This window comes from Hungatella hathewayi WAL-18680 (genome assembly GCF_000235505.1).
GTDB lineage: Bacteria > Bacillota > Clostridia > Lachnospirales > Lachnospiraceae > Hungatella_A > Hungatella_A hathewayi_A.
On the sequence record NZ_JH379028.1, the window covers coordinates 941131 to 963329 of the forward strand.

Consider the following 22199-nt stretch of genomic DNA (forward strand, 5'->3'; position numbering starts at 1 on the left):
CGATGCGAACCAGGGTCTCCCTGTTACTTTTATTAGGGCTTCTGATGTGTGGAACGTCCGCTCTTGCCGCTGAATCAAATGACAATGAGAGGTTCCCGCAGAATCAGGAAGCTCTTTCTTTTGTGCTGGCGGCGACGCCGGCTGAGGCGGAGGCGGCTGAGGCGGAGGCGGCTGAGGCAGAGACGGCTGAGGCAGAGGCGACTGAGGCAGAGGCGACTGAGACTGAAGCTGAGATTAAGACAGCCACTGCCTTAAACGCTGTTGAGACGGATATTCCTGAGGAGACTGACATCGTTTCCAACTTTGAAGACTTGCATCTATGGCTGGAAAATCTGGATGGTTATGGTGGTGAGGTGGTTCTTGGGGATACGATTACGATTAAAGAAACCATCTCTCCATCTTACAATTATACCGGGCCCTTATCTATTGATACCGGTTCCTTTGGGCTGATTTATGATGGCGGCTACATAGACTACTGCGACCTGTTTCTGACGGGGGAAGGTGTTGACATACCGGTGCTGGAAATCAGAAATACCGGGAACGGTTTTGGCTGGCTTCCCCCTCTTGACTGGAATATGGTTCTTTCCTTCATGGATGTGACGGCTTTGGGACGGGATGGCATTGGCGGCACTGCCGTTCAAATCAGCTCGGACAGTCATTATCGCCGTTCTACCGCCTCTTTTGAAAGCCGGGGCCAAATCCACTCCTATGGACGCCACGCTGTAGGACTTGCGCTGGCTGCTGACACGCCGTTAGAAACCTATTGTCTGAATATTGACGTAGACGGGGATAACTCCCGCGCCGTCACTTCCGTAAACGGGGCAGATTTCTTTCTCTGCCGTCTGTCAGCACAGGGAGATGGTGCTGCCGCTGCATCCGGAGATAGCATCGTTTTGGACACCTGCTGTCTTTCTCCTGAGCCGGAAAATATTGAAGTTATTTATAGGACAATTGAACGTCCCATCGGAATCGAGCCACAGATTCAGCAGTATGCCGATGTTTCCGATGTGGCAGACGCCGTGTGTTTCTACGAGCCAACCCGTTTCCTGCTAACCGGCGGACGATATCTGGATGTCAGCCTGCTGCACAACAAGGACGGATTATCATCCCTGGATACCAGCACCCTGGGTTCTGTTGATTTCCCCATTACCCTTCCCGACACGTTTCAGGGATTTGGACTGGAGGGTGGTTCTGATTTCTCCATCCGGGTATGGGTCCGCGATCCTGACCTTCCGGTCATCAAATCTATGAATCAGGAAGAGAACACTTTACGTTTCTTCTCCTGGGACAATGCAAAGTACAAGCCCGGAACCATCCTCTGGTGTTCTGAAGATAACGAAAAAACCTAGGATAGACATCAGCAAATGGGAGGCTGTCACCTGGAACACCTCCTATCGATATTACCTGTTTGAGATAGAAGCTGACAAAATCACCAAACCAGTTTCTCTCGCACTGGAAACGAAAAAAGGCTGGTCCAATATTGTGACGCTCACTCCCGGTGAACAGGGAGCCATTCATGTCGGCACCGGCGGCGACCGGGATGGCGGCGACCGGGAAGAACAGCCAGGCGGCGACGGCGGGGTGCATGGAGGCGGAAGTGGTGACAGCGGTGACTCTCCGGATGGAGATTCTTCCAGCGGAGGTTCTGGTGGCTCACCCGATGGAGATTCCTCCGGCGGAAACACTGGCGGCCCACCCGACGGTGATTCCTCAGGCGGAAGTACCGACGGCTCATCCGACGGTGATTCCTCCGGCGAAAGTACCGGTGGCTCGTCCGAAACAATCACGAAGCCAGAGACAGAGACAACGCCAGGGTCTGGGACTGGTTCTGGAAATGCGAATGGTCCAGGCCCCTCCCATGGAGCCAGTTCAGGAACATCCCATGGTCCGGGAGCAGAAACCTCTCATGAAACCGATGCAGATACATTTCCTTACCCTGGGGCAAATAAATTACCGGCCGTTGAAACAGAAACGTCACCTGAGACAAACGCAATGGCAAATTCTGAAGCTGAAACAGCAGCCCCCGGAAAGCCATCCTCCTCCCGCCCGGCCGGGTCTTCAGCCCAGAGGGACGATATAACGCCTCGATCGCAGAAAACTTCGGAGCAATCCCCCGGCTATTCCGGTTCACCGGAACCCGTTCAGCCGGAAACTGACGCCGAATCCTCACCCACGGATTCCACATCACCGTCCACGGACACCGATAACGGAGCCCTGGAGGCCCTGGAGACCGGCAGCATTCTGCCCGCCGCCTCCCCGTCATCTCCCATCCCGGAGCTGGCCCTGCCTGCCCTTGTGTTCCTATCCGCAGGCGGCATAACCACATGTACCGTATACCGAAAGAAACGGAGGAAAAACCGATGAGTAACAAACTGGATACCACATTACCTTCCAGGCAGAGCCACGGCCGCTTCCACCTGCTGCTTCTGCTGCTCTGCGCCGTCACATCGGCGCTCTGCTTCTTTCTCTATCAACACGATAACAAATACACCGCCCCCAACCCAGGCGCCTCCTACGGCCAGATGGACTTAAGCAGCACCGGCCTGACCGAACAGTCCCCCGTCTGGCTGGTGGACGGCTGGGAACTTTACGGCGGAGTCCTCCTCACGCCCCAGGACCTTCTCACCGAGCGCCCCACCCCCGACCGCTATGTCTACGCGGGCCAGCTTGGCGGTTTTGAGTCCGTAACCGGCCACCCATACGGCAGCGCCAGCTACCGCCTCACGATCCAGCTGCCGGCCGGTTCCCGGACCTACGCCCTCTATCTGCCCGAACTATTTTCTTCCTGCAATCTCTACATAAACGGTACGAAATACCTCCAACTGGGCCAGCCGTCCCCCGCAGACTACCGTTCCGGCACCGCCGAGAAAATCATCCCCTTTGAGGCGTCCGGCCAGGTAGAACTGCTGCTCGCCGTGTCCAATTTCTCCAACACCTACGGAGGACTCACCTTCCCTCCCGCCCTCGGCACCCCCGATTCCATCCAGACCATGACTGCCGTCAGACTCAATCTGCGCACGGCCCTGCTCACCCTGACCCTGCTGATTGGCATCATCGCCCTGCTGATCGGACTGGCCGACAGAAGCAATCCTCTGCCAGCCCTGTACGCCCTGTTCTGCCTGCTGTTTCTCGGGTACACCTGCTATCCGGTGGCAAAGACATTTTTCCCATCCTTCAACGGTCTGTATCTGGTGGAAAACCTGTCCTTCTGTGGAATGATACTCATGGTATTTATCCTGCTACGAAAGCTCTTCTCGTTCAAGCACACGGTCAATACCTTCGGCATTGCCTTTGGCGGACTTGTCTGTCTCGTCTGCGTCATTTACCATATGATTCTGCCCCGGGCGACCCTGAACACCATGCTCTCCTACTCCATGCTGATAACCGTGTACAAATGGCTTGGCGCCCTTCTTTTGACCGTCAGTATGCTGCTGATTCTCAGGCGGAACGACGAGACCGCGCTGCCCGCCAGAATCCTGCTCTGCGGAGTGGTGATTTTCGACTGCACCCTCGTTATGGACCGGCTGCTGCCTCTCTACGAGCCCATCTATTCCGGATGGTTCCTTGAACTATCCAGCCTGTGTCTGGTTCTGCTGATTGGGGCGGTCATCCTGCGGGAAATCTACCTCCGCTCCGTCACCAGCCTGGTGCTCACCGAAACCGTCCGCCTGACCCGCCAGAACCTGTCCATGCAGCGGGAACAGCACCGGGACATGATGGATGCCATCGCCGAGGAGCGGACCTTCCGCCACGACCTGCGTCATCACATCTCCATTCTCCACGAGTTTGCCGATGCGGACGACTTAGACGCCCTGAAACATTATTTCTCCCAGATAGAGGAGCGGATTCCCACACGATTCACCGGAATCTTCTGTGAAAATGCCGCCGTCGACGCCATTCTCCGCCACTACGCTTCCCGCGCCAGGCAGGCCGGAGTCACGTTCACCGCTTCGGTGCAGGTCAGTGAAGACATGCCAATCAGCGATGTGGATTTATGCGTCGTCTTCGGAAACTGTCTGGAAAATGCCATGGAAGCCTGCGAAAGGCAGAGCGCCGGCCCTCGCTATATCAACGTGAGCGCCGGCCAGGCCATCGGAGTCTTTGCCGTCAAATTTGAGAACAGTTATGACGGCCCCATCCGCCGGACCGCCGGCGGTTTCCTCTCCAGCAAGCGGCCGGCCAGAGGAATCGGAACCGCTTCCGTCCAGGCCATCGCCAAAAAGTACGGCGGCCGGGCTGATTTTGAGACGGGCGAGGAAATGTTCAGCGTTTCCATCTTTCTGCATTTATAGCGGAACAAACCCGCACCTGATTGATTTTTCCCAGGCAGTGTGATATACTGAATCGGACAATAGGATAACGATTTTAATACGTTTGCGAGGGAACTGAAAAGTTGAAAAAGGTTAAGACCTGACCTCTGGACCTGTCGGCTAATACCGGCGTAGGGAAGCAATTTCTTACGCCGTTTTTGCGTCTGAAAGAGCTTTCTGAATTTGATTTATTTGGAAGGCTCTTTTTATTTTACTTATTTTTAAGGAGGAAATGAGATGTCATTTATGAAGGAAACCGTCGCCCAGTCAATGCCTGTCTGGGACGCCTGTCTGAATTCCCCGTTTATCCGGGAGCTGAAGGAGGGCACACTGCCACAGGAGAAATTCCGGCTGTACATGATTCAGGACAGCATTTACTTAAAACACTACGCCCGTGTTTACGGAAAAGCCATCTACCACGCGGCGTCCCTTCGGGATATCCAGGTTTTTTATTCCATGCTCAGCTTTCTCACCGAATCTGAGTCGGCGGTGAGACTCCGTTATCTGAGCGACGCCGGGCTGACGGATGACGATATCGAGGACTGTCCGCCGCTTCCGGAAAACCAGAATTATATTGACTTCATGATGGAAACTGCCAGCCGGGGAAATATCAACGAGATTCTGATGGCTGTTCTCCCCTGCATGCTCAGTTACAGTTATCTGTTCCGGGCGCTGGTTTCCGGGTCCGAACCTGTCAGCCCCGTGTATTCCGACTTTATCACGGACTATGCCGATGACGGGTATCACCGCGCCTGCATCAGCTGGAGCCAGTTTGCCGACGCCAAATGCGCCGGTCTGTCCCAGGAGGAGAAATCGGCTCTGCAGGCTATCTTTCGGCAAGGCAGTTTACTGGAACTTGATTTTTGGAATATGGCATATCGGACGACAGAAAAGGAGAGATGAGACATGATGAAACGGGTATTGACAATTGCCGGCTCCGACTGCAGCGGCGGGGCCGGAATTCAGGCAGATTTGAAAACATTTTCGGCACACGGGGTATTTGGAATGAGTGTGATCGTGGCGGTGGTGGCGGAAAACACCAGCCGGGTGATTGATATTCAGGACATCACCCCGGCCATGATTGCCAGCCAGATTGACGCGGTATTTGAGGATATCGGCGTTGACGCCGTCAAGGTGGGCATGCTTTCCACCCCTGCCTGTATGACAGCCGTTGCCGACAAGTTAAAACAGTACCGGCCGCCCCACGTGGTCATCGACCCGGTCATGTACGCCAAAAACGGCTGTCCCCTGATGGAGTCGGACGCCGTATCGTCCCTTATCACCACCATTCTCCCTCTGGCTGACGTACTGACACCCAACATCCCCGAAGCGGAGGAAATCACCGGCATGACCATCTCCAGCGTAGCCGACATGGAAGCTGCCGCCAGGCGGATCAGCAGGATGGGCTGCCGGGCCGTCATCGTCAAAGGAGGGCACTCGTCAGGAAATGCCCTGGACGTCCTGTTTGACGGCACAGAGATTCAGCATTTTGAGACCGAGCGAATCCATACCAAAAATACCCACGGCACCGGCTGCACCTTCTCCTCCGCCATCGCCGCCCAGCTGGCCCTCGGCGCTGCCGTTCCGGAGGCCACGGCCAGAGCCAAGGCTTATGTCACAACCGCCATCCGCCACGCCCTGCCTCTTGGAAAAGGAAATGGGCCCACCCATCATTTTTACGATCTTTACCGCCATGGGCTTCCGGAATTTGAGAGAGAAGGTGATTTCTCATGAAACCGGATTACATCTTGTATCTCGTCACAGACCGACGCGCCATGAGCACACGGACACTGGCGGAGGCCGTGGAGCAGGCCATCGCAGGCGGCTGCACCATGGTCCAGCTGCGGGAAGCGGAGACCTCCGCCCTGGAATTTTACCAGCTGGCGGTGGACATCAAGGCGGTCACAGACCGCCATCACATTCCGCTTATCATCAACAACCGGATTGACATCGCCCTGGCAATCCGGGCGGCGGGCGTCCACCTGGGGCAGAACGACATTCCCACGGCCGCCGCCCGCCGCATCATCGGCCCCAATATGCTCCTGGGCATCTCCGTCACCACCACCGCCCAAGCCCTGAAAGCCCAGGCCGAGGGCGCCGACTACCTTGGCGTCGGCGCCATGTTTCCCACAAGAACCAAACCGGACGCCTCTATCGTTTCTATGGAAGAGCTCCGCAGCATCCGCTCCGCCGTTTCCCTCCCCATCGTAGCCATCGGCGGCATCACCCCTGCCAACGCACCACAGTTCCACGCCGCCCACGTCGATGGACTGGCCGTAGTATCCGCCATCTTATCAAAACCTGATATCGAGGCCGCGGCAAGAGAATTGAAGCAGGCATTCGGGCAGATCACCCGCTGACAAACCTGTCCCTGTATACAGGATACACATACCTGGCAATGACCACCAGATGGACCGCAAGAATGACGCCAGCCAGGATTCTTGCGGCTCCCTCCGGCACAATCAGTTTTATCCCATTCATATCTCCCCCGCCCACGTAAGGGTAAAGCACGGACAGATAGACGAAATCATTTAATAGAAATACAATCGTAGTGTAAAATGCCGCCGCCCGGAAAAAGAGGTGACGGCTTTTTAGAATCCGCGGCATCAGAAGAACCAGCAGCCATCCCGCCACAAACGTGGCCGCCGCCCCCAGCACACAGAAAACAGTTGTCTGCACATCGCTCATCTGCTCTCTATAAGTTACAATCTGAACCCCCAGCCCCGTAAATGCCACCCGCCGAAACACGCCCAGCTTCAGCGCATAGAGCAGATGGGCGCCCTCATGAACCACATAATATAAAACAATCGCCACCAGAAGAGCGCCCATTTTTCTTACATTCCTTCGCACATCTATCTCCATCCGTTGTCCTCCTTTTGAATATCCGTCTTCCCAAACCCTTTCTTTCTAGTACGTTTCCTCTTTCCGGCACTCTTCGTCTCCGATTTCAACTATCTCAAGATTTCATCTACCTCAGGATTTCAACTATCTCAGGATTTCAACTGTCTCAGGATTTCCTGAAATCCCGGAAGTTCTCTCAAGCTGTCAAACTCCGGCTCCTCCAGCATCCCGTTTACCGCGTTCTTCTGCACCGCCCGCTGACTCCTCATCAAACCGGAGCTCATCACCGTCTCTTCCAGCCATCCTTCCACCTCATCAAAGAACGTATCTCCGTGAAGTTCTGACACATCACCGCAAGAGTGATACAGCTCCAGATAATCCTCCAGCAGCTCCATAGCCCTTTCTTCTTCCCCGTTTTTGCTGAAAATGCCGGCCGCCACCATATAAGCCTGGAGCACAGCCGCCGGCTTCAGTTTTTTCATATGAAAGGTCTCAAACATCTCCTGCAGCCGTCTCCATGTCTCCTCAAAGACAGCTCTGTCATCCCCATTCAGATACAGATACGATATCAAATCATCCACCACCGCCATCATATGCTGATAAATGCTCACCTGAAGCACCGTTCCGGCCTTTTTCTTCTCCCCCATGCTCCGGTAAGCCAGGGATATGGTACACTCATCTCTGGGCAGAATTGCCGCATCCCTGCCCAGCAGCTTAAGCGTCTCCTCCGGCCGGCCCAGCAATAACAGGCAGGCCCCCTCCAGCCCGGCGGCCTGTTTTCGAATCGTCACCTCATCACATTGCTCCCGGATGCGCAGGCAAAGTTCCAGCGCCTCCTTCAGCATTTCCTCCTGGTATTCCTCCCCCGCTCCCTGCAAGCAGTTTACATAAAACAAAGCCAACCGCAGCAGAACCGGAAAACAGGCCGCATAATCCCGCGCCAGCCTCCTGCATTCCTCCAGCACCGGCACAATATTCCCCTCCGAGAACTCATCTGCCAGCTTCGCAAATGTCTCCCGCATTTCCTCCTCCGTCATCTGCGGCGAATACCCCATCAGCTCGTCAATACTGACCTGAAAATAAGAAGCCAGCCGCGGAAGCAGTAAAATATCCGGATAACTGCTCCCAGTTTCCCACTTGGAAACCGACGCCTTTGACACTCCCATAACTCCCGCCAGTTCCCCCTGCGTAATCCCCCGCGCCTTCCTCAGATTTACAATGATTCTATCAATCGGAATCTCTCTCATTCCGTTACCTCCTTGGTCTTTTCTCCATTATAAAGGAGGCATGGGATTGCCGCAACGGAGCATTTGTTAACTTTTAGTTATTAAAATCAACTATTAAGATACTCTTTCTGAAAATCCGAAAAGTTTTTATTTCATTCCACATGAATATATGTTATGATTAGGGGTCACCATATCATTATTTCAAAGAAAGAATATATCATATATGGAATTTAAAGAATTAAATTTATCACCATTATTATTAAAAGCGTTGGAGAAAAAGGGATATTCACAGCCATCCCCCATCCAGGAGCAGGCGATTCCCTATGTACTGGAGAAACGCGATTTATTAGGCTGTGCCCAGACAGGTACCGGAAAAACGGCCGCTTTCGCTCTGCCAATCATCCAGAATTTAATGGAGTGTCCCAGGAAACGCCAGCAGAAAAAACCAATCCGTGCATTAATTCTGACACCGACCAGGGAACTTGCGTTACAGATTGCGGATAATATCAAAGAATATGGTGAATATACTCCGGTCAAAGGGACCGTCATCTTCGGCGGAGTGTCCGCTGTTCCCCAGATTCAGGACTTGAGAAAAGGCGTGGACATCCTGGTGGCGACCCCGGGACGTTTGAACGACCTGATTGGTCAGCGGGAAATTGACTTAAGTTATGTAGAAATCTTTGTGCTGGACGAGGCGGACAGAATGCTGGACATGGGTTTCATCCATGATGTAAAGAAAGTGATTGCCCTGCTACCGAAAAAGCGGCAGACTCTGCTGTTCTCTGCAACCATGCCGGGTGAAATCCAGTCGCTTGCCTCAAAGCTTCTGCATAATCCTGTGAAAGTGGAAGTGACACCGGTCTCCTCCACCGTTGATATGATTGAGACCTCCTTGTATTATGTGGACAAGGCGAATAAACGGAAGCTTCTGGAGTATTTACTGAAACATGAGGACATTACCTCCACACTGGTCTTTACCCGTACCAAGCACGGCGCCGACCAGGTGTCCAAATATCTGACAAAAGCCGGCATCAACGCGGCGGCCATCCATGGTGACAAATCCCAGGGGGCCAGACAGACCGCGCTAAACAACTTCAAGTCCGGCAAACTCCGTGTTCTGGTTGCCACTGATATCGCCGCCAGAGGCATTGACATCGAGGAACTATCCTGCGTGATTAACTTTGACCTGCCCAATATTTCCGAAACCTATGTCCACCGTATCGGCCGTACCGGCCGGGCCGGACTGGGTGGACGGGCGCTGTCATTTTGCGCTATTGAAGAAAAAGACTACGTGAGAGATATTGAAAAGCTGATTGGTAAGACCATCCCCGTAATTGAGGATCACCCTTACCCCATGAGCGTTTTTGAGATTGCTCCCAAGGAGGAAACTTCCTCCGGAAGAACCTCTTCCTCCCGAAGAGCCGGCAATGCAAAAAAGGACGCATCATCCCCCAAAGCAGGAAACTCAAAAAAAGCATCTTCCTCACAGAAGGCTGCTTCCTCCCGAAAGGATACTTCCACCAAGAAAAGCGCTTCCACACAGAAGAGCAATTCCACACAGAAAAGTGCTTCCCCACAGAAGACTAATTCCTCTCAGAAGAATACGTTCCCCCGGAAGAACGCTTCCCCGCAGAAGGCAGCTTCTTCCCCAAATGCTTCGAATCAAAAAAAATCATCGGCTCCCAAAAAAGCCACGTCACTCATAAAGACAGTACCGGTTTCCAAAACAGCTCCACCAAAAGAAGCGGCTCCAAATCACCAGCAGCAATCCCAGCCGCCGTCTTCCCGACGGAGCAAACCGATTATCAGAACACTTCATTCCCGCTAAACAGCGAAAAAACAAAAGCCCCCGGCAACGACATTTTAACGTTACCAGCGGGCTTTTTTAATTCTGTTCATTTTTAATATTTTTTGGCGGTATTTTAATGCTTGATTTTCTGGCGGTATTAAATTATAATATAATTGTTGGCAGGCAAGGAGGTGAATATGCCGCAAAAACACCGAGGGCGTCCTGTTTCTGACAATCCCAAGAGTCTGCGTGTAGATGTCCGTTTAACAGCGGAAGAATTGAAAATGCTGGACGACTACTGCCAGCAAAAAGGCGTTACCCGGCCGCAGGGATTGCGCGATGGGATAAAAGCTCTCACGAAAAATTAAAAGGAAGTGGTGCGTTGTTGGCAAACGTATTCCACCACTTCCTCTACACGGTTACCGCAAGGGCACACCGCATAAATATTATACACTGTGCAGTCCGTTCTTGCAAGAAATTGTGTAAAACCAGGAAATCATATGGAAAGGACGGAGCAATCATGAGCAAAATTTTAGAAGCATTTGCAGAAGACAACCTGTCTAACGATCCCGCAACATACCGTGGAAATTCCGAATACAGAAAAGCATTAAAGGTTAAGTACAATAGTGCAGAAACCCTCAACGAGAAACTGGATGACGAGGAAAAAAAACTATTTGAGCAGTACTGCGATGCGCAGTCAGATGAAAGCCGTATCTACGAAATGGATAGATTTATCCGTGGATATAAAGTAGGCGTTCTGATGATGATTGAGGTATTCACCGGCGCCAGTGACCTATTTCTTGACAATGAAGAAAAGACAGCATGAAATAGCAAAAAAGTAAGGGAGGTGGCGTTCACTGGCAAAGTTATTACGCCACTTCCCCCTATACAGCTACCACAAGAGCAGACTGCATAATTATTTTACACTATGCAGCCTGCTCCTGCAAGGAGTTGTAACTGAGCAATACATCTTCTCCCTTCACTTCGCCACCCGCTACCTACCACTCCCTCCAAAATAAAACTCCATCTTCTCAAAAAAGTCCTTTATAATAAAGTGGTTATCAATATCATCATAAACGCGAATCTTCCGGTTCCCAGGTTTGGAAAAATCGTAGGTGTAATCATCACGGATGCCGCATGGCGCGTCGATCATGTGGAAATGGCCGACTGTGTGGTTGAGCATCAGGCCGACGACTGGGGAATCGCCAAGGGACCAGAGTTCTCCGGCGAAGCTGGTTGCGGCGGCCGCACGCGACATGGTCAGATAGCGGCTGCCAAGCGGCGTGGAAGTGTCCTTCATCATCTCCGCCTCATATTTGGCAACCCGCATCGTATTTTCAACCAGGTACCTGCCAATATCGCCGCAGGGATAGACATGGTTGAGAAGTTCGAAGAAACTGACCTTCATAGTGATGTAAACCGGTTTTGGAACCTGCCACAGTTCCAGTTCGGACTGAAACACAACATTTGCCGCCAGAACATCATTGTGCAGATTATATTCAAACCCGCCCTCCGGGTAAGCATCCCCTCCAATCCATATCACCGTCAGCTTCTCTGCAATCTCCGGATTCATCAGATAAGCACAGGCCAGGTTGGTGATGGCTCCAATGCAGCAGACAAACAGCGGCCGCGAATCCTCCTTCATCGCCTCCTCCACGATAAAACGCGCCCCTTCGTTCTCAATGAGAACATTGGGTTCCTTCATGCAGGATGGCGCTCCGTGCAGGACCGTCACCTCCCCGCCCAGTCCCATCAGTTCCACCACCCGGTGAATCTCCTCGTAGCTGCGCTGCTCCGAACACACATCTTTCGCCGTGCCATAGTGGGCCGCAACCAGCGCCCTCACATCAAACCGCGGTGTCATAAGCATGTGCGCGATACAATACTGGTCATCCGCTTCATTACAGGCATCCGTATCACAAATCACACGAATCTGCTTGTCCAGCGGAAAGGTAAATGGCCGCTCTTTCAACATCACATTGTCTCCTCCATCTCCAAAATATAATCCTGGCTTTCTATCTGCAGGCTGACTTCCTTATTTTTCCTGCTCACCAAACTCCAATTCCTTCAAATCCACACTGCCCTCCCCCTGATACCGGAGGTAAAGCGCATGCACCCCATCCCACGTTACCGGTACACTCACCTTCTGCCACTCCATTGACTCCGCTTCCACAGAAACCGCAGCGAGTATCCGCTCCTCCGCCACCTCATCCGAATATAACACAAAGCGTCCCGAACACGTCCCCCGCAGCACCAGTGCAATCCTGCCGACCGAATCCGCCTGAAAATACTTAAATCCAATCGTCGTCCCATCCGTAATATTGTGAATATAAGAATTCCCAGCTTCCTCCCCCGCCGCCGCGGCCTCCTCCCTTATAAAAGGAAGAACCGCCGGGTCCGCCTCCCGGTAACGCAGCATTTTCTCTCCGTCCGCATGAGTCAGATGACAGGCATAAGCCGCCGGCCACACTCCCTTCGCCGGCAGCGGCCCGCCGTTTAACCCGCTGGAGGTCATTTCCACCTGTGGAATGCTTCCGTCGGGAAGTATGGAAACCAGCTCCGCACACCCCTGCCTGGAAAACTGGGTACACTGGGTATGACGCTGATAGAACATATAATACTGCCCCTTGATACACACCAGCCCCCCATGGTTATTCCCCGGCAGACAGACCGGATACTGCCGCCCATGCATCCCAATATCCCCGTTGGAGACAATCACGCCCCCATACACAAACCCATCCCTCGGCCTGTCACTGACAGCATAACACAATTCATGACAAACTTCACTGGAAAACACCAGATAATAGCGCCCATTCATTTTCCGAATCGAAGGCCCCTCATAGTAACCATGATTCTCAAACCCGGTTCCCTCCGTATGAATATCCCTCGGCAGACAGATATTCGAAGCCCCCGCCACCGTCACCATATCCGGTTTCAATTCCACCACCATACAACCGGGACTCACCGTGGCTCCCAGTTTCGCGGCAATCACCTCCGACGTATACCCGTAATACAGATAAATTCTCCCGTCATCATCCACCAGCACCGCCGGGTCATAGGGCATATTTTCCCGGAAAATGCTTCCGTCCGGATAATGAATATGTCCGTAAAATGCAAACGGCCCCGCCGGGTTTTCGCTGACCGCCACTCCAAACTCCTGCTGCATGCGCAGACAGTAAAAGAGATAATACCTTCCATCCGGCCCCTTTACCACATCCGGCGCAAACAACTCCCATTTCCCGTCCACATTGTGGGGGTCCTGCTCCCTCCGATAGGAAATGCCCTCGCAGCGCCACTGGCTCAAATCGTCAACCGGCGCGGACCATACCACATAATCCTCCAGGCAGAACCAGTCCCCGCCAGAGGTGTCATGGGAACCGTAGATATAGAGACGCCCGTCAAACACACGCGGCTCGCCGTCCGGAACATATTCATATAGCGGTAAATAAGGGTTACAGGCAACAGATTTCATGTTTATTCTCCTTTAGCTTTTCTATTCTCATGATACTCTCTGCAAAACTGCATGATTTCAGGAAGACTTTTTCCTTCCGCAATCATTTCTCTGATCAAGGGCTCCATCTCCTCCGTCACCTGATTGCGCACTCTGGCCCATATCATTTCCGGTGTAAACCGCTTATCATATTGCAGTGGAACAATGTCATCCGTCGCCTGAAGCCATTTGAGCATCCGGAGTCTCAGCTCCGTTATCACAGGTTCATACCGGCTATCGCCCATGCAGTTCTTCGTTTCCATGGGGTCCAAATCCAGATGATAAAACTCATCATCCCCGTGAGTCCGGCTGATGTATTTATAGTGTTCATTTCGAATCATAATTCCCTTGCCATGGGCTTCATCATCCGTCTGGGCCATCATTTTGGGCCAGTACACAGAGGAAGGGGCCGCCCCCGACTCCCCATATTCGTGAAACTCATCACAGTGGCGCTCCCCAGGCATCCGCCCGCCCTCACAAAACACATAACTTCTGTGAGAAAGGTCCGGATTGGCAAGCAGAGGACGCAGGCTTTTCCCAAAATGGGTGTGACTCGGTTTCGTATCCGCAAAATCCATGACCGTCGCATAGAAATCAATCAATTCCGTCAACGCCGGAGAGATACCCGGCCGGCAGGGAATCCCTTTTGGAGGTTTCACCAGCAGCGGAACCCTTGTCAGACAGTCCTCAAAACTGTTCTGACATTTCTCCACCATATCATAATCCCCCGTATAATCGCCGTGGTCACTGAGGAAAAAAATGGCGCAGTCGTCATAGATACCCATCTCTTTCAACGCTCGGAGCAGACGGCCAAACAAGTCGTCCACCTTCCCGCACATCCCGAGATAGACGGCCCGCAGTTCCCTCCAGTCTTCTTCCGTAAACGAATCCATGGATTGGTACGCTCTGATTTTATCCAATATTTTTGATTTTCCACTGCATTCCTTAGAAGAAATACGGGGAGACAGCTTCTCACGATTGACAGAAGAGAAATAGGGTTCCTCGATCTGATACGGCGTATGAGGGTAAAAGAGTCCCAGAAACACGCACATCGGCCGCTCGTCCACCGGATTTTTCAGCCGCTCGATGGCCGCATCCACAATTTCATCATCCCCATTGTAGTTTTTCCCGGACTCATCCAGCCCCAGTTCCCCTTCATAGTGGGAATAATAGTATTTACCGCCCGGTTCCCCCCGGAGATTCAAAACCGGCCCCGGCGCCCGTTTTGCCTGACCGCTGTAATAGATTTCATCCGCATGGGATTCCGTCCAGCCAGGAATCTGCCCGGCTGTCAAATCATTTCTGTCATTCATCCAGACATAATACCCGGACCGCCTCAGCTCACTGAACAGACTTTCCTCCCCCGGATGCAGTAGATAAGACATGGTCCGATGCCCTAAAACATGAGGATACAAGCCGGTAAAAAAACTGCACCTGGACGGCACACACACCGGATTCTGGCAAAAGGCGTTGGAAAACGAAACCGCATCCTCCATCACAAAGCCATCCAGATTCGGTGTGACCGCAGCCGGATTCCCCAGATGCCCCAGTGCGTCACCACGCATCTGGTCAGGATTAAAAATGATAATATGAGGTCTCTTACGGCTCACGCGCTTCCTCCTTTCCAGACAATCACAAAATATTGTCCGCCGAATACACAATGTTGCCAACCAGACCATCCGCCCGCCTTCTCTCACGGGGATGTCCGGTTACCTTCCTGGCAATCAGAGGTTTCTCCCCGTTCCGGGTAAATCTTGGAACCAGAAAAGGCTGGTTATCCGCCTTCCCATTCAGAATATCCTCGCAGACCCGGAGCATTTCAAAGAGGAACTCCTTCTCCGCCCGCTCAAAGTGGGAGAACAGAACCTCATCAAAGCTGGAATACCAGCGATTGATAAAGCCGCGAAGTGTCCGGTAATATTCTCCAACGCCCGGCATCCCCGGAAAAAACAGAAACGTAAGGGGATTGCACGCATCTCCCAGAATCACTCTCCGCTCTTCCATATGTAACACGGCCATGCTCCCCCGTGTATGCCCTGGAAATGCAATCGCCTTCAGATGTACCCCGCCAAGGTCAAACTCCTGCCCGTCCACCAACGGCGAAAAACCTTCCACCTGCGCCCGCATAATGTCCTCTTCCCCCACTCCGTCCTCCGACCTGGATAATAGATAGTTCCTGCGGGCCTCATAGCTTCCATGCTCCCCGGCAAGCGCAAAATCTTCAGGACTTAAATACCTTCTGTCATAATTCATGGCCCCGCCGATATGGTCCACATGACCGTGAGTCAGAATAAGCGATACCGGCAGCGAAGTGAGGCTCCTCACATAATCCCCAAGATTCCCGGCCCCCGCGCAGGAGTCTATGAGGGCCGCCTGCTCCTTTCCTTCCACCAGATAAGAAGATTCATTTTGGGAATCAATCCGTATCATAGTCGGTGAAATTCGTTTCTGTGTATAATAGGATTTCATTTTCCTTATTCTCCTGCAATTGCGAGCTGCATAACATTCGCCTGGCTGATTTCCTCGCCGCTCAGTTCTCCTGTCAGGTTTCCGTTGCTCATCACCAGAACACGGTCGCTGACCGACACCAGCTCCGGCATGTCGGAAGATACCATAATAATAGAAATACCGGCATTTGCCAGATTATCGAGTATTTTGTAAAAATCCGCCTTTGTTCCCACGTCAATTCCCTTCGTCGGCTCATCCACAAACAAGATACTTGGATTTTTCATCAGCCATTTCCCCAGAATCACTTTCTGCTGGTTGCCGCCGGATAAATTGCTGACCATGGAATTGATGGACGGCGCTTTGATGCGCATATCGTCAAACTGCTTCATCGCCTGCTCTTTTTCCGCCTTCGTGTTGATAAACAGCTTACCGGGCAGATAAGCCAGAGAGGGCAGACTCGTATTATGAAGAATGGACATCGTATCCACGAAACCGGTCAGCTTCCGCTCCTCCGTCACAAATCCAAGACCGTTTGCTATCGCCGCCTTCGGGGAGTTGATGTTGACTTCTTTTCCATTGATGAGAACCGTCTTGCTGACTCCCTCCGTCAGCCTCCCAAATATGGCTTCCAGAATCTCACTTCTTCCGGCTCCTACCAGTCCGCCGATGCCAAGAATTTCCCCTTTTCGCAGCGTAAAGCTGACATGGTTGACAATATTCCGGTTCTTAATCGTGGGATGCGGGACCGTAAGATCTCTCACCTCCAGCACCGGTTCCCCCGGCGTGCGGGGAGTCTTGGCATACATATTTTCAATGTTACGCCCAATCATGGCCTGGATTAATTCGTTCTGATTGCTCCAGTCCAAGGTATCTCTGGTTTCAATCACATTTCCATCCCGAATCACTGTAACGCGGTCACATATCCGATAGATTTCCTCCATTTTATGGGAGATATAAATGCAGGAAACTCCCTGTTTTTTCAGATTGGTCAGGAAATCCATGAGAACATCCACTTCTTTGTCCGTAAGGGCGGTGGTCGGCTCATCCAACACCAGAATCTTGGGATTGGTGGCCAGCCCCCGTAAAATAGCCAGCATCTGCATCTGCCCGCTGTTTAACTTGCGCACAATGGTCTTGGGAGTCGCCTCAATGCCCACCATATCCAGCAGCCGCTGCGTCTCCTCATACATGGTCCGGTAATCCACAAACAGCTTTCCCGGCTGGTTTCCCACGTAAATATTTTCCGCAATCGAGGAATCCATGAAGGCATTGACCTCCTGGTAAATCATGGCGATTCCGGTTTCCCGACCGTCGGCCACGGAATTGAATTCCTGTTTTTTCCCGTCCAGCCAGACCTCGCCCTCGTACTCCCTGCTTGTATAAGTTCCACTGAGCACCTTCATTAACGTCGACTTGCCGGCTCCATTTTCCCCGACGATTCCCAGGATTTCCCCTTTTCGAAGATCAATGGACACATCATTTAATGCAATCACACCCGGAAACTTTTTGGTGACATGCCGCATTTCCAGAAGAACATCGTTCATATCCATCTCCTCCTTATGCTCTGCGGGCGCTCTTTTGACGGAAATAGTCAATCAACAGTGCTGCCACGAGAATCAGACCGTACACCACATTCTGCCAGTTCGTAGAAATCCCCATTACCACCAGTGCATTGGTAATGACCGCAAACAGCATACATCCAAGCACGGAGCCGACAATGGTGCCGGAACCGCCGCGCATGGCGGTACCTCCGATGATAACCGATGACATGATGGTGAGAGACGTCCCCGCGCCTGCGGTCAGCTGGGCGCTTGAGAAACGGGAGCAGTAAAGCACTCCTGACAGCGCTCCAAAAATGCCAACCAGAACGAAAAGTCCCGTATGGATCTTCTTGACATCAATTCCTGCCAGGTTGGCCGCCTCCGAGTTGCCGCCAACCGCCAGAATCATACGCCCGATTTTCATGCGGTTCATCACAACATATCCAATCGCCGCCAGAATCAGCGCATAGATCACCGTAATCGTCAGCCGGCCGCCCAGTCTTGTCTGGGCGATGGCCTTAAAGGAGCTGGAAATGCCGGGAATCGGGTTATTGTTGGTAATCACGGCAGAGATTCCCTCCACCACATTGGAGACAGCCAGCGTGGCAATAAATCCGGGAAGCCCGAAATAATCCACCAGCACCGCGTTGCACAGACCGATCAGCGCCCCTGCCAGCACGCCCAGCAGAATCGCAAATGGCAGCGGAACACCGCTCGTCTCGGCCATGGCGGCGATGATGCCGCCCAGAGCCGTTGTGGCCGCAATTGACATGTCCATACGTCCGGAAGACATCAACATGGTCAGCGGAACCGCAAGAATGGTGGTGTAGCTTGTCGTTCTCAAAATATCAAACAGGTTATTCGTGCTTAAGAAAGCCGGGTTCACCGCCGACGCAATGACCACCAGAAGAATCAACGGCAGCAGGGCGCCCAGTTCTTTGACTTTCATCATATCTTTTAAAGAAAATTTTGCGTTCTTCATGTTCACATCTTCCTTTTCGCTAAAGTGTAATTGGAGTTTAATTTAAGGTAATGCCGTGCTCGGCCGCGTAAGCATCCACATCCTCCGGCAATACCCAGATTTTCGGCGGGAAATTCTTGTACTCAAATTCCGCACCTGAGATAATCGCTTCCGCAACCGAGCAAAGCTGCTCGCCGCCCATATAGACAGAGTCCACGGAAGATGTGGCGTTGAGAGCGCCGTCTTTGACACGCTGCAATGCATCTGAATCAAGGGAAAGTCCACATGCGATAACCTTGCCCTGAAGTCCATTTTCCTCTATGTAGGAAGCAGCTCCCACCGCACTGTACTGGTCAATACAGAAAATCGTATTGATATCCGGGTTTGCTATAAACAGAGAACCAATCGCATCCTGCGCCGTTGCCGCATTATCCTCGGATTCCCCTTCCCCAAGTTCTGTTACCGTACCGCCAAAGTTCTCCGCAAGACCTTCCAGCACTCCGCCCTTGGTGGCCTGCTGGTTCGTGTTGCTCAAGGCAGAACACATATTAATGTACTTAATTTCCTCAATTCCCAGTTTCTTGGCAAAATCTGCAATCTGGCCACCCTGCTGTTTTCCGGATTCTGCGGAATCTATTCCAACCTGGGCTATGACGCTGTCCTCACCGGGGTTGGAGTTAAACGCAATCACCAGCACCCCATCCTCGGAAGCCCGAGTCAGGAAATCCTCAAAAATCGATACGTCATTGATCACCGGGCAGATTACATTGTAGCCCTGAATCAGAGCGGTCTCGGCCAGGTCCAGGACCGCCGCATCGCCGCCGCCCGTGGTTGATGGAGCCCAATACACGCCTTCCCATCCCCGGGAAGCTATCTCCGTATTAAATCCGGTTTCAATATTCCCCCAGAAATTGCCGCCGGAAGCGCCGCCAATCAACGCAATCTTTACTTTTTCAATATGAGAATAATCCGTGGTAGTCTTCCCCTCTGTGGCAGCTTCCCCATCAGCTTCCTTCGAGGTTGTCATTTCGCTTTCTTTGACCGTGGATTCCTTCACGGCTCCTGTTGTCTCCGTACCCGCCGTGGCTGCTGACCCCTCCGCCGTTTTGGAACCACAGCCAGCCGCACAGACCGTTGTCAGTGAAGCAGCAAGGATTACTGCAAATAATTTTCTCATTTTCATAGTTCTTTCTCCTTTTTTGTATGTAATTTTTCCACTTTATTCCATTTTTCTAAGGTTTTTAGCTTGTGATGTGAAAATTTATCACATTGATGAGGCGTCCATTCTTTAGAAAAATCATTGTATGTGAATCATAGCACATGTACTATAAAGTGTCAACTCAAAAACATTTTTCATGCATATTTTATACAAATGTCACAAAAACCGATGATTTGAAATGTACAATATGACAGGTGCACGCTCCTATTTTCTTTTGGTTTTATATGAAAATCTTTTTCTAAAATGTGTAATTTTTTCACAAATAATTGTGTGTAATTTTTTCACATTTGCCACTGGAAAAGAAAGAAAAAAATAAGTATAATACAAGACAAGACCATGAAACATGAGGTAAAGAGATGAAAAAGACAGAAAAAAGTAAAATTAGCAGACGTTGCAGCGAAGGCCGGTGTATCGGTTGCCACCGTTTCCAGAGTGGTCAACAGCAGCGGTTACGTATCCGATGAAATCAGAAAGACCGTTCATCAGGCGATACAGGAGACCGGCTACGAACTCCGGAATGAGCCAAAGCCCGCTTCCAAGGAAAAACTGGTGGGAATTATATTAAAGAAACTCCCCGTAAACATGTTTTTCGAGTCGCTGAACCGCTCACTGCTGGAAGCCGCCGAAAAAGAAAACATGAGGGCCATCACCATGTTTTGTGACCATGTCAACAATGCCGTCGTAAACGAGCAGGCAGAAAAACTTCTCGCCTGCAATGTCTGCGGCATTATCATCAGCGGCTTCGAGGAGAGCCGGCTGGAGCCGGAAGTGAGAGCCTTTCTTCTCGGCTGCGGGGTGCCGGTTGTGTTTGTGGAGCGGCTGGCTGACAGCCAGGGATTTAATCAGATATGTGTGGATAATTTCCTGGGAGGTTATCTGGGCGCCAAGCATTTGATTGACCGGGGACATAAAAAGATTGTCTATATCGGGCGCGGTTATCTGGATACCGACAGTGGAAGCCGGCGCTTTAACGGCTTTATGCAGGCCATTCACACCGCCGAGAATCCGCCGGAATATCTGGTGAAAATCTGCTCCACGCCAATCCCGGACGAAGCATACCGGGCTATGGAGGAAGCCGAGCGGGAACTTCCCGGTTATACGGGCGTGCAGGCATGGTATGACGGATATGCCATCGGGATACTGCAATATTTATACGACAAAGGGGTCCGGGTGCCGGATGACGTCGAGGTTATGGGACACGATGACACCTACTCTTCCCTGCTGTCCCCTCCCATCAGCAGCATTCAGCTTCCCTTTGAGCAGATGGCCAGCTCCGCCATTGACATCATCAGGGACTGGCAGGATGAACATGCCGATCATTTTGTGAAAACCATTAATCTGGAGCCCAAACTGGTTCTGCGGGGTCTGGACAAACATTGATGCCACCTGAAAGACTTTGCCCGAGAGGATGAACATACCGTTGAAAAATATCTCAAACATCCAGTTCCACACCGGAACCAAGGAAGAACTGCTGCCGAACTACACCACCGAATTCCCCTACATCGCCTCCTGCTGCCAGCTGGACAAGTATATGGAGCGGTTTGTGCCCTGGCACTGGCATAAATCGGTGGAATTGTTCTATATGGAAAGCGGTGCGGTGGAATACAGCACGCCCAAGGGGAAGACGCTGTTCCCGGCCGGCTCCGGCGGGCTCATCAATTCCCATGTGCTTCACATGACAAGGCCCATGAGTGAGACGGAGGAAAATATCCAGCTGAACCACATCTTCGACACGGATTTTCTGGCGGGACAGCAGGGCGGGCGGATTGAACAGCGATATATCACCCCCTTAATCGCGGCGCCCCAGCTGGAAGTCATTTCCCTGTCGCCGGAGGAGCCGGAGCAGGCCAGGATTCTGGCCGACATTCGAAAAACCTTTGAACTCTCCGAGGAGGACTTCGGCTACGAAATCAGGCTGCGAAACGCCCTGTCCGATATCTGGCTTCGCATCTTTGAGCTGGCCCGCCCTCTCATGGAGGAGAAAGGAAGCTACGACAAGGCCAATGACAAGATCAAATCCATGATGGTCTATATTCACGAGCATTACGGGGAGAAACTGTCCATCTCGGAGGTGGCCGCCGCCGCGTTCACCAGCGAGCGGGAATGCTACCGGGCGTTTCAGAACAGTCTTCACATGACACCGGTGGAATACATCAAGACCTACCGCCTCCAGATGGCCTGCCAGATGCTGGCCGGTTCCCCGGAATCCATCACGGCCATCGGCCGGACCTGCGGTTTGGGAAGCAGCAGCTACTTCGGAAAGGTCTTCCACAGCCAGTTTGGCTGTACGCCATCAGAATACCGCCATTTATGGCAGAATAATACTATAAAAGGGCAGAAATAATATATTTTCCCAGCCATGTTTGCACTATAA

At 52.1% G+C, this 22199-nt stretch carries 21 protein-coding genes and 1 pseudogene; 12 read left to right on the top strand and 10 right to left on the bottom strand.

The window, feature by feature from the left end; translation table 11 throughout:
* The first annotated feature begins 2 nt into the window (after positions 1 to 2).
* Positions 3 to 1349 (top strand): hypothetical protein, encoded by a 1347-nt coding sequence (locus HMPREF9473_RS27840; RefSeq protein ID WP_006782039.1) that lies wholly within the window; start codon positions 3 to 5, stop codon positions 1347 to 1349.
* A 149-nt stretch (positions 1350 to 1498) separates the two neighbouring features.
* Complete coding sequence (locus HMPREF9473_RS20050) at positions 1499 to 2080, top strand: hypothetical protein (protein WP_187388721.1); 582 nt, start codon at positions 1499 to 1501, stop codon at positions 2078 to 2080.
* Positions 2081 to 2141: 61 nt separating this feature from the next.
* Here HMPREF9473_RS20050 and HMPREF9473_RS28430 read toward each other — a convergent pair whose 3' ends face one another.
* Complete coding sequence (locus HMPREF9473_RS28430; RefSeq protein ID WP_278245538.1) at positions 2142 to 2270, bottom strand: hypothetical protein; 129 nt, start codon at positions 2268 to 2270, stop codon at positions 2142 to 2144.
* A 90-nt stretch (positions 2271 to 2360) separates the two neighbouring features.
* Between HMPREF9473_RS28430 and HMPREF9473_RS20055 the strand changes: the two genes are divergently transcribed.
* From HMPREF9473_RS20055 to thiE, 4 genes are all read left to right on the top strand, one after another.
* The gene (locus tag HMPREF9473_RS20055; RefSeq protein ID WP_006782041.1) at positions 2361 to 4292 is read left to right on the top strand and encodes a sensor histidine kinase; all 1932 of its coding nucleotides are present in this window, start codon (positions 2361 to 2363) and stop codon (positions 4290 to 4292) included.
* A gap of 255 nt (positions 4293 to 4547) precedes the next feature.
* Positions 4548 to 5213 (top strand): TenA family protein, encoded by a 666-nt coding sequence (locus tag HMPREF9473_RS20060; RefSeq protein WP_006782042.1) that lies wholly within the window; start codon positions 4548 to 4550, stop codon positions 5211 to 5213.
* Positions 5214 to 5216: 3 nt separating this feature from the next.
* The gene (gene thiD, locus HMPREF9473_RS20065; RefSeq protein ID WP_006782043.1) at positions 5217 to 6044 is read left to right on the top strand and encodes a bifunctional hydroxymethylpyrimidine kinase/phosphomethylpyrimidine kinase; all 828 of its coding nucleotides are present in this window, start codon (positions 5217 to 5219) and stop codon (positions 6042 to 6044) included.
* On the top strand, positions 6041 to 6670 hold the full coding sequence (thiE, locus tag HMPREF9473_RS20070) for a thiamine phosphate synthase (RefSeq protein WP_006782044.1): 630 nt from the start codon (positions 6041 to 6043) through the stop codon (positions 6668 to 6670). Before thiD ends, thiE begins: the two co-directional genes overlap by 4 nt.
* Here thiE and HMPREF9473_RS20075 read toward each other — a convergent pair.
* The gene (locus HMPREF9473_RS20075; protein ID WP_006782045.1) at positions 6660 to 7172 is read right to left on the bottom strand and encodes a hypothetical protein; all 513 of its coding nucleotides are present in this window, start codon (positions 7170 to 7172) and stop codon (positions 6660 to 6662) included. The genes thiE and HMPREF9473_RS20075 overlap by 11 nt on opposite strands.
* Before the next feature lie 128 nt (positions 7173 to 7300).
* Entirely contained in the window at positions 7301 to 8398 is a 1098-nt protein-coding gene (locus tag HMPREF9473_RS20080; protein ID WP_006782046.1) for a helix-turn-helix domain-containing protein, read from the bottom strand.
* Between the two features lie 202 nt (positions 8399 to 8600).
* Between HMPREF9473_RS20080 and HMPREF9473_RS20085 the strand changes: the two genes are divergently transcribed.
* From HMPREF9473_RS20085 to HMPREF9473_RS20090, 3 genes are all read left to right on the top strand, one after another.
* Positions 8601 to 10205: a DEAD/DEAH box helicase gene (locus HMPREF9473_RS20085; RefSeq protein WP_006782047.1), complete on the top strand. Its 1605-nt coding sequence runs from the start codon at positions 8601 to 8603 to the stop codon at positions 10203 to 10205.
* Positions 10206 to 10363: 158 nt separating this feature from the next.
* Positions 10364 to 10534: a hypothetical protein gene (locus HMPREF9473_RS27845; RefSeq protein WP_006782048.1), complete on the top strand. Its 171-nt coding sequence runs from the start codon at positions 10364 to 10366 to the stop codon at positions 10532 to 10534.
* A gap of 152 nt (positions 10535 to 10686) precedes the next feature.
* Positions 10687 to 10992: a DUF6809 family protein gene (locus HMPREF9473_RS20090; protein WP_006782049.1), complete on the top strand. Its 306-nt coding sequence runs from the start codon at positions 10687 to 10689 to the stop codon at positions 10990 to 10992.
* Between the two features lie 168 nt (positions 10993 to 11160).
* Here the strand turns inward: HMPREF9473_RS20090 and HMPREF9473_RS20095 are convergent, their stop codons facing one another.
* Genes HMPREF9473_RS20095 through HMPREF9473_RS20125 form a run of 7 tightly spaced genes read right to left on the bottom strand, consistent with a single transcriptional unit; the run spans position 11161 to position 19789 of the window.
* Positions 11161 to 12141, bottom strand: a complete 981-nt coding sequence (locus tag HMPREF9473_RS20095; RefSeq protein ID WP_006782050.1) for a nucleoside hydrolase — start codon at positions 12139 to 12141, stop codon at positions 11161 to 11163.
* A gap of 60 nt (positions 12142 to 12201) precedes the next feature.
* On the bottom strand, positions 12202 to 13638 hold the full coding sequence (locus tag HMPREF9473_RS20100) for a family 43 glycosylhydrolase (protein ID WP_006782051.1): 1437 nt from the start codon (positions 13636 to 13638) through the stop codon (positions 12202 to 12204).
* A 2-nt stretch (positions 13639 to 13640) separates the two neighbouring features.
* On the bottom strand, positions 13641 to 15266 hold the full coding sequence (locus HMPREF9473_RS20105) for a sulfatase-like hydrolase/transferase (protein WP_006782052.1): 1626 nt from the start codon (positions 15264 to 15266) through the stop codon (positions 13641 to 13643).
* A 22-nt stretch (positions 15267 to 15288) separates the two neighbouring features.
* Positions 15289 to 16125: an MBL fold metallo-hydrolase gene (locus tag HMPREF9473_RS26500; RefSeq protein WP_006782053.1), complete on the bottom strand. Its 837-nt coding sequence runs from the start codon at positions 16123 to 16125 to the stop codon at positions 15289 to 15291.
* A gap of 5 nt (positions 16126 to 16130) precedes the next feature.
* Positions 16131 to 17648 (bottom strand): sugar ABC transporter ATP-binding protein, encoded by a 1518-nt coding sequence (locus HMPREF9473_RS20115; RefSeq protein ID WP_006782054.1) that lies wholly within the window; start codon positions 17646 to 17648, stop codon positions 16131 to 16133.
* Between the two features lie 13 nt (positions 17649 to 17661).
* Positions 17662 to 18627 (bottom strand): ABC transporter permease, encoded by a 966-nt coding sequence (locus HMPREF9473_RS20120; protein WP_006782055.1) that lies wholly within the window; start codon positions 18625 to 18627, stop codon positions 17662 to 17664.
* A 37-nt stretch (positions 18628 to 18664) separates the two neighbouring features.
* The gene (locus HMPREF9473_RS20125) at positions 18665 to 19789 is read right to left on the bottom strand and encodes a sugar ABC transporter substrate-binding protein (protein WP_006782056.1); all 1125 of its coding nucleotides are present in this window, start codon (positions 19787 to 19789) and stop codon (positions 18665 to 18667) included.
* Between the two features lie 429 nt (positions 19790 to 20218).
* Here HMPREF9473_RS20125 and HMPREF9473_RS28435 point away from each other — a divergent pair.
* The 3 genes and pseudogenes from HMPREF9473_RS28435 to HMPREF9473_RS20135 form a co-directional block, all read left to right on the top strand.
* Positions 20219 to 20320 (top strand): annotated as a pseudogene (locus HMPREF9473_RS28435) (LacI family DNA-binding transcriptional regulator); the annotation flags it as partial.
* A gap of 54 nt (positions 20321 to 20374) precedes the next feature.
* On the top strand, positions 20375 to 21205 hold the full coding sequence (locus HMPREF9473_RS20130) for a LacI family DNA-binding transcriptional regulator (RefSeq protein ID WP_278245541.1): 831 nt from the start codon (positions 20375 to 20377) through the stop codon (positions 21203 to 21205).
* 40 nt (positions 21206 to 21245) lie between these two features.
* On the top strand, positions 21246 to 22169 hold the full coding sequence (locus tag HMPREF9473_RS20135; protein WP_006782058.1) for an AraC family transcriptional regulator: 924 nt from the start codon (positions 21246 to 21248) through the stop codon (positions 22167 to 22169).
* Positions 22170 to 22199 lie beyond the last annotated feature (30 nt).